Source organism: Paragemmobacter kunshanensis, from assembly GCF_011059185.1.
Taxonomy (GTDB): Bacteria; Pseudomonadota; Alphaproteobacteria; order Rhodobacterales; family Rhodobacteraceae; genus Paragemmobacter; species Paragemmobacter kunshanensis.
The window spans coordinates 112,656-127,071 of record NZ_JAALFE010000002.1 but is presented as its reverse complement, the minus strand read 5'-3'; the positions used below and the strand labels follow the sequence as shown (position 1 = coordinate 127,071).

Sequence of the window (14,416 nt, the reverse complement as noted above, 5' to 3'; positions counted from 1 at the left end):
TAATCAGCGCCCCTTGCAAGGGGGAAGCCTTTCATCTCGCAACAACGGGTGCAGCATGTGCATTTGCACAAAAAACGGGCACATCGCCGCTCTCGCCCAGCGGTATTCCCGCCCTAGCTTTTCGCCATGTCGCAAGATCCGGTCCTGACGTTCACCGACAGGGGCATCTTCTGCCCGGATGGCGGATTCCATATCGACCCATGGCGGCCCGTGGATCATGCGTTGATCACGCATGGTCATTCCGATCATGCCAGATGGGGCCATCGCCGGTATCTTGCCACCCATCAGGCCCTGCCGGTGATCCGCCACCGTCTTGGTCAGATCGACGCAAGCGGCATCGCCTTTGGCGAGTCGCTGCGTATTGGCGGCGTGACCGTATCCTTTCATCCCGCAGGCCATGTGCCCGGCTCGGCCCAGATCCGTGTCGAACGCAGGGGAGAGGTCTGGGTCGTCTCTGGTGACTACAAGATCGAGAATGACGGTCTGGCCGAAGCCTTCACGCCCGTCCGCTGCCATTGCTTCATCTCGGAATGCACCTTCGGCCTGCCCGTCTTCCGCTGGCAACCGCAGGACAGTGTCATGCGTGGCATCGTGGATTGGTGGCAAGGGAATGCCGCATCGGGCAGAACCTCGGTCATTGGGGCCTACAGTTTTGGCAAGGCGCAGCGGATTCTGTCAGGACTCGGAGGTATCGGGCCGATCCTGACCCATGGCGCAGTAGAGGACACGACCGAAATCCTGCGACAGCAAGGCTATCCCCTGCCCACGACAATCCGGGTCACACCGGGGATCGACCTGGCGGCAAATCGGGGGGCGCTTGTCATTGCGCCGCCTTCCGCCATTGGCGCTGCCTGGATGCGCCGGTTCGGCGAGGTCGACGCCGCCATGGCCAGCGGCTGGATGGCCATTCGCGGGTTGAAACGACGGCGGGGCCTTGGCACCGGATTTGTGGTCTCGGACCACGCGGATTGGGGCGGGCTTGTCTCCGCGATCCGGGAAACCGGCGCCGAGCGGGTCTTCGTGACCCACGGTTACACGGTTCCGTTTCGGCGCTGGTTGTCGGAGCAGGGCTATGACGCAGGCATTGTGTCGACCGAGTTCGGGGAAGACATGGCCGAGGCCGCCGAATGAACCGCTTCGCCGCGCTCTTCGCCACGCTCGACGGCACGACAAAGACCTCGGCCAAGGTGGCGGCCCTTGCCGACTACCTTCGCAGCGCGCCCGGGGAAGACCGCGTCTGGGCGATCGCGCTTTTGTCGGGCAAACGGCCAAGGCGCAGCGTCCGCAGCACGGAGTTGCGAGCGTGGGCCGCCGAAAAGGCGCAGGTGCCGCTTTGGCTGTTCGAGGAAAGCTATGCGATGGTGGGCGACCTTGCCGAAACCATCGCCCTGATCCTGCCCGCGGGCAAGGCGGTTGATCCACCGGCTTTGGCAAGTGCCATGCGCGAACTTGCTGCTCTGTCCGGCATGGACGATGATCACCGCAAGGCAGCGATCCTTGATGCCTGGGATCGGCTTGGCCCGATGGAAAGGCTTGTCTTCAACAAACTGATCACCGGCGGCTTCCGCGTCGGCGTCAGTCGTGGCCTGGTGACGCGGGCCCTGGCCGAAGCCACGGGAATGGACGAGGGCACGCTCGCCCACCGGCTGATGGGCGACTGGACGCCAGCCGCCACCAGCTTTGACCACCTGATCGGAGATGGGGATTCCCGCGCCGATACCCGCCCCTATCCCTTTGCCTTGGCCTCAGGTTTGGAAAAAACGCCTGAAATCCTGGGCGCGCCGTCGCTGTGGACGGCCGAATGGAAATGGGATGGCATTCGTGGCCAACTGATCCACCGCGATGGTCTGCTTGCGCTTTGGTCGCGGGGGGAAGAACTGATCACCGACCGCTTCCCGGAATTCGCCATGCTTGCCGACTTTCTGCCCTCTGGCACGGCGCTGGATGGCGAGGTGGTGGTCTGGGATCACGAGGCAGACTTGCCGATGGCCTTCAGCGCGCTGCAGCGGCGGATCGGGCGCAAATCCGTGACGCGGCGGATCCTGGCCGAAGCACCGGCGCGGTTCATCGCCTATGATCTGCTTGAGACCGGGGGGAAGGATATCCGCACCGCCCCCCTGATGGAGCGTCGCGCAAGGCTTCAATCGCTTGTCGCGGGTTTGTCCCCGACCTTGCCCTTGGGCATTTCGCCCGCCCTGCCCTTTTCCAATTGGGAAGAGCTTGATCATCTGCGCCGCAGCGCGCGCCAGTTCCGCGCCGAAGGGGTGATGCTGAAGCAGGTGCAATCCCCGTATCATAACGGCAGGAAACGGGGCGAATGGTGGAAATGGAAGCTGGATCCGTGGTCGGTGGATGCCGTGATGATCTATGCGCAGGCGGGGCACGGACGAAGGGCCAATCTCTTCACCGATTTCACCTTCGCCCTGCGTGACGGAGAAAGCCTGGTGCCCTTTGCAAAGGCCTATTCCGGGCTGACGGATGCAGAGTTTGCTGAGATCACCCGCTGGGTTCAGAAGAACACCCTCGAACGCTTTGGCCCCGTCCGGCGCGTCACGCCGGAACTGGTGTTCGAGATCGGCTTCGAAGGCATTCAGGAAAGCCCGCGGCACAAATCGGGGATCGCCCTGCGGTTTCCGCGCATGATCCGCTGGCGAAAGGACAAGCCCCTGTCCGAGATCGACACGATGGAGAACCTGCGCCAGTTGCTGGCCCGGGCGCAGGCGTGACAGGCTTCACGGCAAAATGGGCCTCTGTCCCTTGCACCTTCCCGGTTGCCAGCCCTAGATGGAAGGCAGCAATGTGCAACGAGGTTCAAGATGACGCTTCCCCTGCCCCGCCCCGTCCATGACGCGAACGCCTCTGGTGGCGGGCTTGGAAAGTTGCCGGAATGGGATCTGTCCGATCTCTATTCCAGCCCCGATTGCGCCGAATTCAAACGTGACATGGCCTGGCTTGAAAAGGCATGTGCAGATTTCGCGGCCAGCTACGAGGGCAGGCTTGCATCCCTTGATGCCGGGGCGATGCTGGAATGCGTGCTTGCCTATGAACGGATCGACGTGGCTGCCGGGCGCATCATGTCCTATGCGGGACTGCGCTATTACCAGAACACGATGGACAGCGACCGCGCCAAGTTCATGGCCGATGCGCAGGACCGGATCACCACCTTCACGACCCCGCTGGTCTTCTTCAGCCTTGAGTTCAACCGTCTGGAAGAAGATCACCTGAACCGCCTTCTGCAGGCAAATGCGGATCTGGCGCGCTACAAGCCGGTTTTTGATCGCATGCGGGCGATGCGCCCCTATCAGCTTTCGGACGAGCTTGAGAAGTTCCTGCATGACAATTCGGTGGTCGGTGCAAGCGCATGGAACAAGCTGTTCGATGAAACCATGGCCGGATTGATGTTCACCGTGGAAGGCGAGGACGAGGAACTGAACCTCGAAGCCACGCTGAACCTGCTGACCGACACGGATCGCAATCGGCGCAAGGCGGCAGCGCAGGCGCTGGCCGGGGTCTTTGACCGCAACATCAAGCTGTTCGCCCGCATCCACAATACCCTGGCCAAGGAGAAGGAAGTCGAGGATCGCTGGCGCAAGATGCCCAGCCCCCAGACCGGGCGGCACCTGTCCAATCATGTGGAGCCCGAAGTGGTCGAGGCGCTGCGCAACGCCGTCGTTGCCGCCTATCCGAAGCTGTCGCACCGCTATTACCGCCTGAAGGCAAAGTGGATGGGCCTTGAGAAACTGCAGATCTGGGACCGGAATGCACCGCTGCCGATCGAGACCCCCAAATCGGTGGATTGGGATAGCGCCAGGGACATGGTGATGAATGCCTATTCGGCCTTTGATCCGAAGATGGCCGATCTGGCCCGGCCCTTCTTCGAAAAGGGCTGGATTGATGCAGGCGTGAAGCCGGGCAAGGCGCCCGGGGCCTTTGCCCATCCCACGGTGTCGACCGTGCATCCCTATGTGATGCTGAACTATCTGGGCAAACCCCGCGATGTCATGACGCTTGCCCATGAACTGGGCCATGGTGTGCATCAGGTTCTGGCGGCAAAGCAGGGGGAGCTTCTGTCATCGACCCCGCTCACCCTTGCCGAGACGGCGAGTGTCTTCGGCGAGATGCTGACTTTCCGCAAATTGCTGGACGGGGCCAAGACCCCCGCTGAACGCAAGACCCTGCTGGCTGGCAAGGTTGAAGACATGATCAACACGGTCGTCCGCCAGATCGCCTTCTACGATTTCGAATGCAAGCTTCACGCCGCGCGTCGCGAAGGGGAACTGACCCCGGACGACATCAATGCCCTGTGGATGAGCGTGCAGGCCCAATCCCTTGGCGATGCCTTCGAATTCATGGACGGATACGAAACCTTCTGGGCCTATATCCCGCATTTCGTGCATTCGCCCTTCTACGTCTATGCCTATGCCTTTGGCGATGGTCTGGTGAATGCGCTTTATGCGGCTTACGCGGATGGGCTGCCCGGGTTCCAGGAAAAATACTTCGAGATGCTGTCGGCAGGCGGATCGAAGCATCACAAGGACCTGCTGGCACCCTTCGGTCTGGATGCCAGCGATCCGAAGTTCTGGGACAAGGGCCTGTCGATGATCGCAGGCTTCATCGACGAATTGGAAGCGATGGAGGCCTGAGAGGCCCCCACCAGCGTCAGATCGCCTGGGCGGCCTGCAGCTGCCCGGCGATATCGCGCAGCGGATGGTTGATCAGATCCCGGTCAAGGACCGTCGCCACCCTGTCGCGCAATCTGTCGGGCAGTTCCTGCCGCATGGCGCAAAGCATCTGTGTTCCCGCAACCAGCGTAAGCCGGTCATAACCGCCCTTGCGCCATTCCATCTCGACCAGATCCGCGATCAGCTTTGGAAAGCGGGCGAGGCGGCTTCTTTCGGTGTTTCCGGGTTGGCGATCGAGGTCTGCCGCCCGAATGTGGCGGACCTCGGTCACCCCCAGCCCCTGGCCTTCGGATACCAGCAGGCGCAGATCCCTTTCCGCTGCAACCAGGATCATGTTTCGTCTTGTCTTCATACCTTCGCCCCCCGTGGACCACAGACCCCCGGGATAGGGAACGGCATGTCGGGGCGCTGTCTTAGCGCATCGCGGGATCGAGGGAGGGAAATAGCCCCAGTCGGGCGCGGGTCGAGAGGCCAGACGGCCAAATGCATGGGCGACAAGGGCCGCCCATGCAGGGGAGGATGGCGTTACCAGGAAATCTCGCGCGCGGTTTCGAAGGCGCGGTCGATCATTTCCTGCGTTCCGCGGGTGAATTCCAGCGGGCAGGGATAGGTAGCCCCGGTCCTGATGCTTTTCCCGAAATTCTCGACCTGCAGCTTGTAGTGATTTGCCGCGGGCCAGCGTTCGCTGGTAACGGTCTGATCACGGTGCAGTTCGATCCGCGCCTCGGCGAAGAGGTTCGCGTTGAACGGCCCATGCGCCACCTTCAGAAGGCCCTTGTCGCCATGGAAGGTGACTTCCTGCCGGTTCTGCATCCGCATCGACGTCATGGCGATATAGGTGGCCCGGCCCAGGGGGCCCTCGATCATCGCATCCACCTGTGCCCAGACATCGACGCCATTCTCGCGGATCATCCGGCAGGAAAGATCGCGCGCCTCGCCCCCCGTCACGAACCGGGCCGATCCATAGGTGTAGACACCGATATCCCGGATGCCGCCGCCGCCGGTTTCCGGCCGGTTGCGGATGTTCTGCAGTTCGTCGGCATTGTTGTAGCTGAAAAAGGCGTCCACATGCAGCAACTTGCCGATCGCCCCACCCTGCACCAGATCGCGCGCGCGCTGCCATTGCGGATGGTGGACGATCATGTAGGCCTCGGCCGCGAGAAGCCCGGTCCTGTCGCGTTCGGCGATGAGGATGTCGATCTCTTCGGCGGTCATCGAGATCGGCTTCTCGGTCAGGACATGCTTGCCCGCCGCCAGAACCTTCAGCGTCCATTCCACATGCATGTGATTGGGCAGCGGAATATAGATCGCGTCGATCGATGGATCGGCGAGAAGATCCTCATAGCTCATCTGCTTCAGGCCGGGGCAGAAATCCCACCCCTTTGCCGATCCGGGGTTTGACGTGCCCAGCGCGGCCAGTTCGGCATTCTCGGCCATATGGATGGCCGGTGCCATGTGATCGCGGGCGAATTTGGCGTTGCCCAGCACGCCCCAGCGGACGGGTTTCATCGGTCTTCTCCCTTTGGTGACAGCCGCAGGCTATGGGCGCGCGCCAGCCTGTGCAAGCGGTCTTCGCCCTAGTCCTGCTTCCGGAACAGCGCAAAAAGCTGCCCTCTCGCCACAAAGAGGATCCCCGCCAGATAGGCCAGCGAAAGTGACAGAAGCGTGACCCAGGGATAGGTGAAGAGCGCGGCAAACAAGGCCACAAGCGCAACAAGGATATAGCGCGCGTCCTCGGCATAGAAGGTGACGCGCTTGAGAGAGGGTGTGCGGATCCGGCTGATCATCAGCGCCCCCATGGCCACCATCCAGATGGCGACGGCCTCGGCCGGCAGCCGCACATCCCCGGGGAAGCAGAAGGCGAGATAGACGGGGGCCAGCACAAGCATGGCACCGGCGGGCGAGGGAACGCCGATGAAGGAGGTACGCTCGGCCGGTTCCTCCCCATCGCTGCGCTTGTTGCCGACATTGAACCGGGCCAGCCGCAACATGCAGCAGATCGCATAGATGAGGACGGCGATCCAGCCGAGGCTGGCCTCGCCCTTCAGCCCCCAAAGGTAGAGAACGATGGCTGGTGTCACCCCGAAATTCACGAAATCGCCAAGACTGTCGAGTTCGGCGCCGATGGCGCTTTCGGATTTCAGCATGCGGGCAAGGCGCCCGTCCAGCGCATCCAGCGCTGCCGCAAGACCGATCAGGGCGATGGCCGTGGCTACGCGGCCGTCGATGGCAAAGCGGATCGCGGTCAGTCCGGAACAAAGGCCGAGGATCGACACGAGATTGGGCAGCAACTGAAGGATATGCACCTTGCGGCGCGGGCGCGGCTGACCCTCGGGCGGCTGGTTCATTCCATCCTCGCCATGCGCTGCGGGCTGTCTTGCCCGATCGTCGCGATCACCGTTTCCCCGGCGACACAGGTCTGGCCAAGGGCCACCTGCGGTTCCACGCCTTCGGGCAGATAGACATCAAGACGCGATCCGAAACGGATGAGGCCGAAACGTTCCCCGGTTCGCACATCCTGACCCTTGGTCGCGAAGCAGAGAATGCGGCGTGCCACAAGCCCGGCGATCTGCACAACGGCGATGGAGCGCCCATCCGCCATGTCGATGCGCAGCGAGTTCCGTTCGTTGTCCACCGATGCCTTGTCGAGCGAGGCATTCAGGAACTTGCCCGGGCGATAGCTGATCTCCGAGATGCGCCCGGCGATGGGTGCGCGGTTCACGTGGCAGTTGAAGACCGACATGAAGACGGAAATCCGCATCAGCGGTTCGGGCCCCATGCCCAGTTCGGGCGGCGGCACCGCCCGTTCGATCAGCGACACGACACCATCCGCCGGGCTGACCATCAGGCCCGCATTCTGCGGCACGGCGCGCCGGGGGTCGCGGAAGAAGTAATAGCACCACACCGTCAGACCCAGACCGATCCAGCCGAGGGGTTCCCACAGCAGGAAAAGCAGGACCGTCGCCGCGGCGAAGGCTGCAACGAAGCGGATGCCTTCCTTGTGCATCGGCTTGATGAAGGTTTCGAGCATCGTCATGTCGGTCTCCAGCTTTGCTGCGGTCTACCTCTGCGGGCCAGTCGAGGCAACCGTCCTGACCGCGGCATCCTGACGACAATATGGGCGCGGGCACGGCCTGCCCAAGATGCGACCGGCGAAATGCACCGGTTTCAGCGGAAGAACCTGTCGATGCGGAAGCGGCGCAGTTCCGCCCGGTTGCGCAGCCAGCGACCCGCCCGACGGATCCCGGGCAGGTGACGAAGCAGCGGAACAAGCGGCCTTGCCACCGTGACGATCCTGGGATCGCGCCTTTCGCGATGGCGGAAATCCTGCGCGTCGTCTCCCGGCTTGTCATTCGTCGTCACGACGGAGGGCGCCGCGGATTCGGGGCGGTTGATGTGAAAGGCCACAATGGATTCAAAGCATTGGACCGACCAGATCCGCCGTTCCGCCGGGCTGTCGCTGACGAGGCTGGATCGGCGGTTGATCCGGTCGATCAGGTTCTGGCTGTAGCGCATGAAGGAAAACTTTTCAGGCCCGTAGCCTTGCAGGTAGGAGGTGTGGGTATCCTCGACCACCAGCAACCCCTTGTCACGGATCGAGTCCAGCATGGATTCGACCGTGATGATCTGTTGCGCATAGGTATGGCCGCCATCATCGAGCAGGATATCCACCGGGCCGACCTTGCGGGCGAAATCCTGCCAGAAGGAGGTGTCGGATTGCGACCCGATGAAGATCTCGAACCCGTCCTTTTCCCATTTCCGCGCATTCGGATTGAGATCGACCCCGATGATCCGTGCCTGCGGGCCGAAGAAGGATCGCCACATGAACAGCGATCCCCCGCCGAGGATGCCAACCTCGACAAAGGTGATGGCCCTGCCACGATAGGGGCCGAAGAGTGTGTCATAGACCCGGAAATAGGAGGAGTGTTTCAGGCTGCGATAGGGGCTTTCCAGGTAGGCGGCGAAACTGGGCGAGTCATTCATCAAGGCGGGTCCCGGGAACTGGCCCGCATCACGAACAATGGGGCACCAAAGAATTAACTTACGTTAACCAATTGTTCAGGAAACCGACAGCCCAACAGAAACGGCCCGCGATTGCGCGCGGGCCGCTGCTTATCCCTGATCCGGCGGAGTTCAGGCCGGGATCACCATGCCCTTGCCACGGGCGAGTTCGCGCATCTTCGATTGCAGCTTTTCAAAGGCCCGCACCTCGATCTGGCGGATCCGTTCCCGGCTGACACCATAGCTTTCGGAAAGTTCCTCAAGCGTGACGGGCGTATCGGCAAGGCGACGCTGCATCAGGATATCCTTCTCGCGTTCGTTCAGCACGGCCATGGCCTGCACCAGAAGCGCGCGGCGGGTATCGAGTTCGTCACGCTCCTCATAGGCGCCGGCCTGATCGCTGTCTTCGTCTTCCAGCCAGTCCTGCCACTGCGTCGCCCCTTCCCCATCGGAACCGACGGTCGCGTTCAGCGAGGCATCGGAACCAGACAGACGCCGGTTCATGTCGATGACTTCGTCTTCGGAGACGGAGAGATCCTTGGCGATCTGGGCCACATTCTCGGGGCGAAGATCGCCATCCTCCAGCGCGCCCACCTTGGCCTTGGCCTTGCGCAGATTGAAGAACAGCTTCTTCTGCGCCGAGGTCGTGCCGAGTTTCACAAGGCTCCAGGAGCGCAGGATGTATTCCTGGATCGAGGCACGGATCCACCACATGGCATAGGTGGCCAGACGGAAGCCCTTTTCGGGATCGAACCGCTTCACGGCCTGCATCAGGCCGACATTCGCCTCAGAGATGACTTCGGCCTGCGGCAGGCCATAGCCGCGATAGCCCATGGCGATCTTGGCCGCGAGGCGCAGATGCGAGGTGACAAGCTGGTGCGCAGCGCCGGCGTCCTGATGATCGACCCAGCGCTTTGCCAGCATGTATTCCTGTTCCGGCTCCAGCAGCGGGAACTTGCGGATTTCCTGAAGATAGCGGTTAAGGCCCTGCTCCGGGCTTGGTGCGGGAAGTGTCTGGTAGGTGCTCATGTCGTGCCCCCTGTTCTGACCCGGATCTTCAGCAAGCCTCCGGGAACCGTCAAATCTAGGTATGCGGCCTTGCTTGTGCAAGTTTGCCGGTCCGTTCAACGATAAGTGGGAAATGTTCCGTCTTCGTTAAAGGCGCGTTTCGGTGCGGTCACGCACATGTCAGCCATTGTTTCAAGACATCAGCGCGCCGCGCGCAGGCATTCCACCAGATCTTCCATGTCGGGCGGAAGCGGGCTTTCGAATTCCATCTCCTCGCCGGTGACAGGGTGAACGAAGCCCAGCGTCGCGGCATGCAGGGCCTGCCTGGGAAAGCCATTTCCCCGTTCGGCCGCAAGCGGCCCGACAGCCGCCGGCGAAAGGCGACGGCGGCCGCCATAGGTCTGATCTCCGATCAGGCCATGCCCCGCATGGGCCATATGCACGCGGATCTGGTGCGTCCGCCCTGTTTCCAGCCAGCAATCCACCAGGGCCGCGGCATCGCCGCCGAAGGAATCCACCACGCGGGCGCGGGTCACGGCATGGCGGCCCGCGCCATCCCAGACCACGGCCTGACGCTGCCGGTCGGTCTTGTGCCGGGCAAGGCCAGTCGCGATGCGCAGGATGCCGCCCGCTTCGAAGGTAACCCCGCGCGTGCCGCGCAGGCGCGGATCGGCCGCGTCCGGCCTGCCATGGACAAGGGCGATGTAGTGGCGGTTGACGCTGTGGGTTTCGAACTGCCGCGCCAGCCCGTGATGGGCGCGATCGGATTTCGCCACGACCAGCAGCCCTGTCGTGTCCTTGTCGATGCGATGAACGATCCCGGGCCGCTTTTCGCCGCCAATCCCGGAGAGCGTATCGCCGCAATGATGCAGCAGGGCATTGACCAGCGTGCCGGAGGGCGTTCCGGGCGCGGGATGGACAACCATCCCTGCGGGCTTGTCGATCACGATCAGATCGTCATCCTCGTAAAGGATGACCAGCGGGATATCCTCGGGCCGGGCGTGATAGTCTTCGGCCGGGGCAAGCCGCAGGGTGAAGGCATCGCCTTCGGCAACCTTCGCCTTGGGATCGAGGAGGGGCATCCCCCCCTTCAGCACATCGCCATCGGCAATCATCTTCATCAGACGCGAACGCGACAGCGCGGCTTCCTCTGGCACCTCGCGGGCCAGCGCCTTATCAAGGCGGTCAGGCGGGTTTGGCCCGATGACGACGATCAGGGTGGCCCCGCCCTCTTCCGAAAGGTCTGACATGGACGACACTCCTGATCCCGGCGGGCTTCCGCCCAGCCTGAGCTTCCTCAAATGGCTAGTGATCGTGCTGATGGTCACGATGATCGGGGGTGTCATAACCATCGTCAGCCTGCTTGTCACCCGGATGCCGGATGGCTCTGCCCCGGTTCTGCCGGAAAACCTGACCCTGCCCGAAGGCGCCAGGGCCGAAGCCGTGACGATCAGCAAGGACCGGATGCTTGTGGTGACAGAGGATGGGCGGCTTCTCGTATATGGGCGCGACGGGCAGTTTCGGCAGGAAATCCGGCTGGAGGAGTGACGGCCTACGCCTCTGCCCTGCCCCAGAGCGCCTGCAGGATGGCATCCAGGCCATCGGTCAGGGCGGCGGGGCCGGGCTGCAGGATGAGGGGCGACTTGATCTCGTGGATGCGGTTGTTCCGCACCGCCGGCAGCACATCCCATCCCGGTCTGGCGGCGATGCGGGCGGGCACCACCTTCTTGCCGCACCATGAGGCCAGGATGATGTCCGGCGCGCGCGGGATCACCTGATCGGGCGTCAGGATCCTGTCCTTCGCGGCCTTGCAGGCGGCCAGTTCCGGAAAGGCATCCTGCCCGCCCGCAATCGCGATCAGTTCCGATACCCAGCCGATGCCCGAAATCAGCGGCTCGTCCCATTCCTCGAACAGGACAACGGGCCGGTTGGGGCGATGGGTCGCGGCAATCCGGGCAAGGCGTTCCTCATAGCCGCAGGCGAGTGTGTCGGCCTGTTCGGGCACGCCGGTCAGCGCGCCGCAGGTCCGGATCATGGCAAGGATGCCTGCGACGGTTCTTTGATTGAAGGCGTGAACCTCGATCCCTTCGCGGATCAGGTCGGCGGCGATGGGGGCCTGCAGATCCGAGAAGGTCAGCACCAGATCAGGCGCAAGCGATCGGATCTTTTCGACATCGGCCGAAGTGAAGGCCCCCACGCGCGGTTTTTCGCGCCGCACCTGCGGCGGGCGGACGGCATAGCCCGTGACACCCACGATCCGGTGGGATTGCCCCAGCAGATACAGCGTCTCGACGGTTTCTTCCGTCAGGCAGACGATCCGGGAAAAGGTCATCTCTGGCGTCTCCGGTCTTCCTCTTCGCGGCGCCAGACCATCCAGTCGGCGGCGGCCGTCGCGATGGCGGCACGGGTCGCGGCACCGATCGCCTCGCCCACGGCGGTATGCAGGCCGGCATAGCGCCCGTCACCCGGGGGGCAGGCAAGGGCCGCGCAATCCGTTCCGGTGCCCGAGGCAAGACCCGTGGACAGGGTGAGGCCCGCCTCGATCACGGCAGCCGTGCGCGCCTCGACCGCGATCGAAAGCGCCTCGATCTGCGCGGCTTCGGTCAGGGGGGCATCAACCGCGGTGCAGAGGTTGATCGTTCCCCAATCGGCGGAATGATAGGGGCGGCGACGGCCGACTGCTTCGGCATTTGACAGGCCGACCGTCGCAAGGCAGGTGGCCTGCACGCCCTCTACCCGCGCCTCGGCCAGGCGAAAGGTGCCGATATCGCGCGATGTCAGCATCCCGACGGCATCGGGCCATTGCAGCATTTCCCGCGCGAACCAGGCGTCGACATCGAAATCCTGCGAGAGATCGGCATTGCGCACCTCACGCCAGAGGACACGTTCCGCCTGCACGAATCCGGGGCGGAACGGGGCCCAGCTGAGCACGCGCAGGAGGCTGGCGAATTCCGCCACAAGCCAGGGCCGCGCGAGCCGGGCCGAGATCATCGCGTCACCGCCATCGGCTGGAAGACCGGGCCATCAGGCGTGTCGGCCAGAAAGCCGCGTATGCCGAAAACCTCGGACAGGCGGGGATCCGACAGAACCTCGCGCGGCGGGGCGTCAAGGACGACGCGCCCATGATGCAGCACGACAAGCCGCGTGCAGAACCGCGCGGCAAGGCCCAGATCATGGATCGACACAACGATCCCCCGCCCTTCCCGCGCAAGATCGGCAAAGACCTGCATGGTGCGCAACTGCGCCTCGGGATCGAGGCCCGCCACGGGTTCGTCGGCCAGGAGAAGCGGGGTTTCCTGTGCCAGCGCGCGGGCGATCAGGACGCGGGCCTGTTCCCCGCCCGACAGGGCGGTGGCGATCCGGTCGCGGTAATCGGCAAGGCCCATGCGCGCAAGCGCGCGGTCAATGGCGCGGCGGTCTTCGGCGTGAAGCTTGCCCGATCCCTGGGCCGCGCGTCCAAGCGCCACCACGGCATCGACGGTGACGGGCCAGTGGATATCGCGGTTTTGCGGCAGAAAGGCCGCCTGCCGTGCCCTTTCGCCCAGGGGAAGGCGGGCAAGGTTCGATGATCCTTCATGCGGCAGCAGGCCCAGCGCCGCCCGCATCAGCGTTGTCTTGCCCGCGCCGTTCGGCCCGATCAGGCCGACGCATTCCCCCGCCTGCACCGACAGGGTCACGTCATCGACGACGGATTTCCCGGCGCGGCGGACCGACAGATGATCCAGCGAGAACAGCGTCATGCCTCCAGCCCCCGCATCCGCCACAGAAGGTGCAGGAAGAAGGGCGCCCCCACCAGCGCTGTCAGCACGCCCAGCTTCAGATCCTGGTCCGGGGCGATCAGCCGCACGGCGATATCTGCCGTCAGCACCATGGCCGCCCCGCCAAGCGCGGCCGCCGGCAGCAGATGCGATGGCCTGCCCCCGACGAGCGGACGCAGAAGATGCGGCATGACCAGCCCGACAAAGCCCACCGCCCCCGCCACCGCCACCGATGCACCGACAGCCGAAGCCGTGCCCAGGACGATCAGCAGGCGCAGTCGCGCCAGATCCACCCCCATGGAGCGGGCCGCGTCTTCGCCCAGCGTCAGCGCATCCAGCCCCCGCCCCGTGGCCAGCAGAAGGCCGCAGCCGATGGCCATGAAGGGCAGCGCCAGCCAGACATGGGTCATCGACCGATCCGCCAGCGAGCCCATCATCCAATAGACGATTTCCATCACCGCAAAGGGATTGGGCGACAGGTTCAGCACCAGCGATGTCAGCGCCCCTGCAAGGGCGGAAATGGCAATGCCGGCCAGGATCAGGGACAGCGCCCCCCCGCGCGGGCCGGCCATGACCAGAACCAGCAACACCGCCAGCGCCGCACCCGCCAATGCCGAAAGCGGCAGGGCAAGGGCAAAGCTGGCAGCCAGGCCGGTCTGCAGCGAAAGCACTGCGCCAAGGGCCGCAGAAGAGGAGACGCCCACCAGCCCGGGTTCGGCCAGCGGATTGCGCAGGAAGCCCTGCATGGCGGCCCCCGAGAGGCCAAGCACCGCCCCGACCAGAAGCCCCAGCAGCGCGCGCGGCAGACGGATCTCCTGCATCACCAGGGCGACCGGGCCGCCTTCGCCAGCGAGAAGCGCCATGACGCTCTGCTTCAGGCCAAGCGCCGCAGGGCCGATCAGCAACGAGGCAAGAAACAGCGCCATCACAAGCAGCGACAAGAGCAGCAGGGCAATGTGGCGCAGG

15 protein-coding genes are annotated in these 14,416 nt (G+C 63.9%); 4 read left to right on the top strand and 11 right to left on the bottom strand.

Going from position 1 to position 14,416, the window contains the following annotated elements; genetic code table 11:
- Positions 1 to 126 precede the first annotated feature (126 nt).
- The 3 genes from G5V65_RS03005 to G5V65_RS02995 all read left to right on the top strand — a co-directional run bounded on the left by G5V65_RS03005 (position 127) and on the right by G5V65_RS02995 (position 4,643).
- Complete coding sequence (locus G5V65_RS03005) at positions 127 to 1,131, top strand: ligase-associated DNA damage response exonuclease (RefSeq protein ID WP_165046961.1); 1,005 nt, start codon at positions 127 to 129, stop codon at positions 1,129 to 1,131.
- On the top strand, positions 1,128 to 2,726 hold the full coding sequence (locus tag G5V65_RS03000; protein WP_165046960.1) for an ATP-dependent DNA ligase: 1,599 nt from the start codon (positions 1,128 to 1,130) through the stop codon (positions 2,724 to 2,726). The genes G5V65_RS03005 and G5V65_RS03000 overlap by 4 nt, the downstream gene beginning before the upstream one ends.
- A 90-nt stretch (positions 2,727 to 2,816) precedes the next feature.
- Entirely contained in the window at positions 2,817 to 4,643 is a 1,827-nt protein-coding gene (locus G5V65_RS02995; protein ID WP_165046957.1) for a M3 family oligoendopeptidase, read from the top strand.
- A 16-nt stretch (positions 4,644 to 4,659) separates the two neighbouring features.
- Here G5V65_RS02995 and G5V65_RS02990 read toward each other — a convergent pair whose 3' ends face one another.
- The 7 genes from G5V65_RS02990 to G5V65_RS02960 all read right to left on the bottom strand — a co-directional run bounded on the left by G5V65_RS02990 (position 4,660) and on the right by G5V65_RS02960 (position 10,942).
- On the bottom strand, positions 4,660 to 5,016 hold the full coding sequence (locus G5V65_RS02990; protein WP_165046955.1) for a baeRF12 domain-containing protein: 357 nt from the start codon (positions 5,014 to 5,016) through the stop codon (positions 4,660 to 4,662).
- Between the two features lie 191 nt (positions 5,017 to 5,207).
- Complete coding sequence (locus G5V65_RS02985; protein ID WP_165046953.1) at positions 5,208 to 6,191, bottom strand: Gfo/Idh/MocA family protein; 984 nt, start codon at positions 6,189 to 6,191, stop codon at positions 5,208 to 5,210.
- Positions 6,192 to 6,259: 68 nt separating this feature from the next.
- A complete protein-coding gene (gene pssA / locus G5V65_RS02980; RefSeq protein WP_165046951.1) occupies positions 6,260 to 7,030 on the bottom strand; it encodes a CDP-diacylglycerol--serine O-phosphatidyltransferase in 771 nt (256 codons plus the stop codon).
- A complete protein-coding gene (locus G5V65_RS02975; RefSeq protein WP_165046949.1) occupies positions 7,027 to 7,719 on the bottom strand; it encodes a phosphatidylserine decarboxylase in 693 nt (230 codons plus the stop codon). The genes pssA and G5V65_RS02975 overlap by 4 nt, the downstream gene beginning before the upstream one ends.
- Before the next feature lie 131 nt (positions 7,720 to 7,850).
- A complete protein-coding gene (locus G5V65_RS02970) occupies positions 7,851 to 8,666 on the bottom strand; it encodes a class I SAM-dependent methyltransferase (RefSeq protein WP_165046948.1) in 816 nt (271 codons plus the stop codon).
- A gap of 150 nt (positions 8,667 to 8,816) precedes the next feature.
- Entirely contained in the window at positions 8,817 to 9,713 is an 897-nt protein-coding gene (gene rpoH / locus G5V65_RS02965; protein WP_165046947.1) for an RNA polymerase sigma factor RpoH, read from the bottom strand.
- Positions 9,714 to 9,892: 179 nt separating this feature from the next.
- Complete coding sequence (locus G5V65_RS02960; RefSeq protein WP_165046946.1) at positions 9,893 to 10,942, bottom strand: RluA family pseudouridine synthase; 1,050 nt, start codon at positions 10,940 to 10,942, stop codon at positions 9,893 to 9,895.
- On the opposite strand from G5V65_RS02960, the gene G5V65_RS02955 reads away from it, so the two are divergent.
- On the top strand, positions 10,941 to 11,240 hold the full coding sequence (locus G5V65_RS02955; protein WP_165046945.1) for a DUF6476 family protein: 300 nt from the start codon (positions 10,941 to 10,943) through the stop codon (positions 11,238 to 11,240). The genes G5V65_RS02960 and G5V65_RS02955 overlap by 2 nt on opposite strands.
- A 4-nt stretch (positions 11,241 to 11,244) precedes the next feature.
- On the opposite strand, the gene G5V65_RS02950 is transcribed toward G5V65_RS02955, so the two are convergent.
- The 4 genes from G5V65_RS02950 to G5V65_RS02935 are packed head-to-tail and all read right to left on the bottom strand — an operon-like array spanning position 11,245 to position 14,415.
- Positions 11,245 to 12,024: a cobalamin-binding protein gene (locus G5V65_RS02950; RefSeq protein ID WP_165046944.1), complete on the bottom strand. Its 780-nt coding sequence runs from the start codon at positions 12,022 to 12,024 to the stop codon at positions 11,245 to 11,247.
- Positions 12,021 to 12,683, bottom strand: a complete 663-nt coding sequence (locus G5V65_RS02945; RefSeq protein WP_165046943.1) for an adenosylcobinamide amidohydrolase — start codon at positions 12,681 to 12,683, stop codon at positions 12,021 to 12,023. Before G5V65_RS02945 ends, G5V65_RS02950 begins: the two co-directional genes overlap by 4 nt.
- The gene (locus G5V65_RS02940; protein WP_165046942.1) at positions 12,680 to 13,432 is read right to left on the bottom strand and encodes an ABC transporter ATP-binding protein; all 753 of its coding nucleotides are present in this window, start codon (positions 13,430 to 13,432) and stop codon (positions 12,680 to 12,682) included. The genes G5V65_RS02945 and G5V65_RS02940 overlap by 4 nt, the downstream gene beginning before the upstream one ends.
- Positions 13,429 to 14,415: a FecCD family ABC transporter permease gene (locus G5V65_RS02935; RefSeq protein ID WP_206526651.1), complete on the bottom strand. Its 987-nt coding sequence runs from the start codon at positions 14,413 to 14,415 to the stop codon at positions 13,429 to 13,431. Before G5V65_RS02935 ends, G5V65_RS02940 begins: the two co-directional genes overlap by 4 nt.
- Position 14,416 lies beyond the last annotated feature (1 nt).

Bases quoted from the DNA above. Each gene is read 5' to 3' on its own strand.
- G5V65_RS02945 (WP_165046943.1), bottom strand. From the start codon at position 12,683: ATGATCTCGGCCCGGCTCGCGCGGCCCTGGCTTGTGGCGGAATTCGCC.
- pssA (WP_165046951.1), bottom strand. From the start codon at position 7,030: ATGAACCAGCCGCCCGAGGGTCAGCCGCGCCCGCGCCGCAAGGTGCAT.
- G5V65_RS02950 (WP_165046944.1), bottom strand. From the start codon at position 12,024: ATGACCTTTTCCCGGATCGTCTGCCTGACGGAAGAAACCGTCGAGACG.
- G5V65_RS02985 (WP_165046953.1), bottom strand. From the start codon at position 6,191: ATGAAACCCGTCCGCTGGGGCGTGCTGGGCAACGCCAAATTCGCCCGC.
- G5V65_RS02975 (WP_165046949.1), bottom strand. From the start codon at position 7,719: ATGACGATGCTCGAAACCTTCATCAAGCCGATGCACAAGGAAGGCATC.
- G5V65_RS02970 (WP_165046948.1), bottom strand. From the start codon at position 8,666: ATGAATGACTCGCCCAGTTTCGCCGCCTACCTGGAAAGCCCCTATCGC.
- G5V65_RS02940 (WP_165046942.1), bottom strand. From the start codon at position 13,432: ATGACGCTGTTCTCGCTGGATCATCTGTCGGTCCGCCGCGCCGGGAAA.
- G5V65_RS02990 (WP_165046955.1), bottom strand. From the start codon at position 5,016: ATGATCCTGGTTGCAGCGGAAAGGGATCTGCGCCTGCTGGTATCCGAA.
- G5V65_RS03005 (WP_165046961.1), top strand. From the start codon at position 127: ATGTCGCAAGATCCGGTCCTGACGTTCACCGACAGGGGCATCTTCTGC.
- G5V65_RS02960 (WP_165046946.1), bottom strand. From the start codon at position 10,942: ATGTCAGACCTTTCGGAAGAGGGCGGGGCCACCCTGATCGTCGTCATC.
- G5V65_RS02995 (WP_165046957.1), top strand. From the start codon at position 2,817: ATGACGCTTCCCCTGCCCCGCCCCGTCCATGACGCGAACGCCTCTGGT.
- G5V65_RS03000 (WP_165046960.1), top strand. From the start codon at position 1,128: ATGAACCGCTTCGCCGCGCTCTTCGCCACGCTCGACGGCACGACAAAG.
- G5V65_RS02955 (WP_165046945.1), top strand. From the start codon at position 10,941: ATGGACGACACTCCTGATCCCGGCGGGCTTCCGCCCAGCCTGAGCTTC.
- rpoH (WP_165046947.1), bottom strand. From the start codon at position 9,713: ATGAGCACCTACCAGACACTTCCCGCACCAAGCCCGGAGCAGGGCCTT.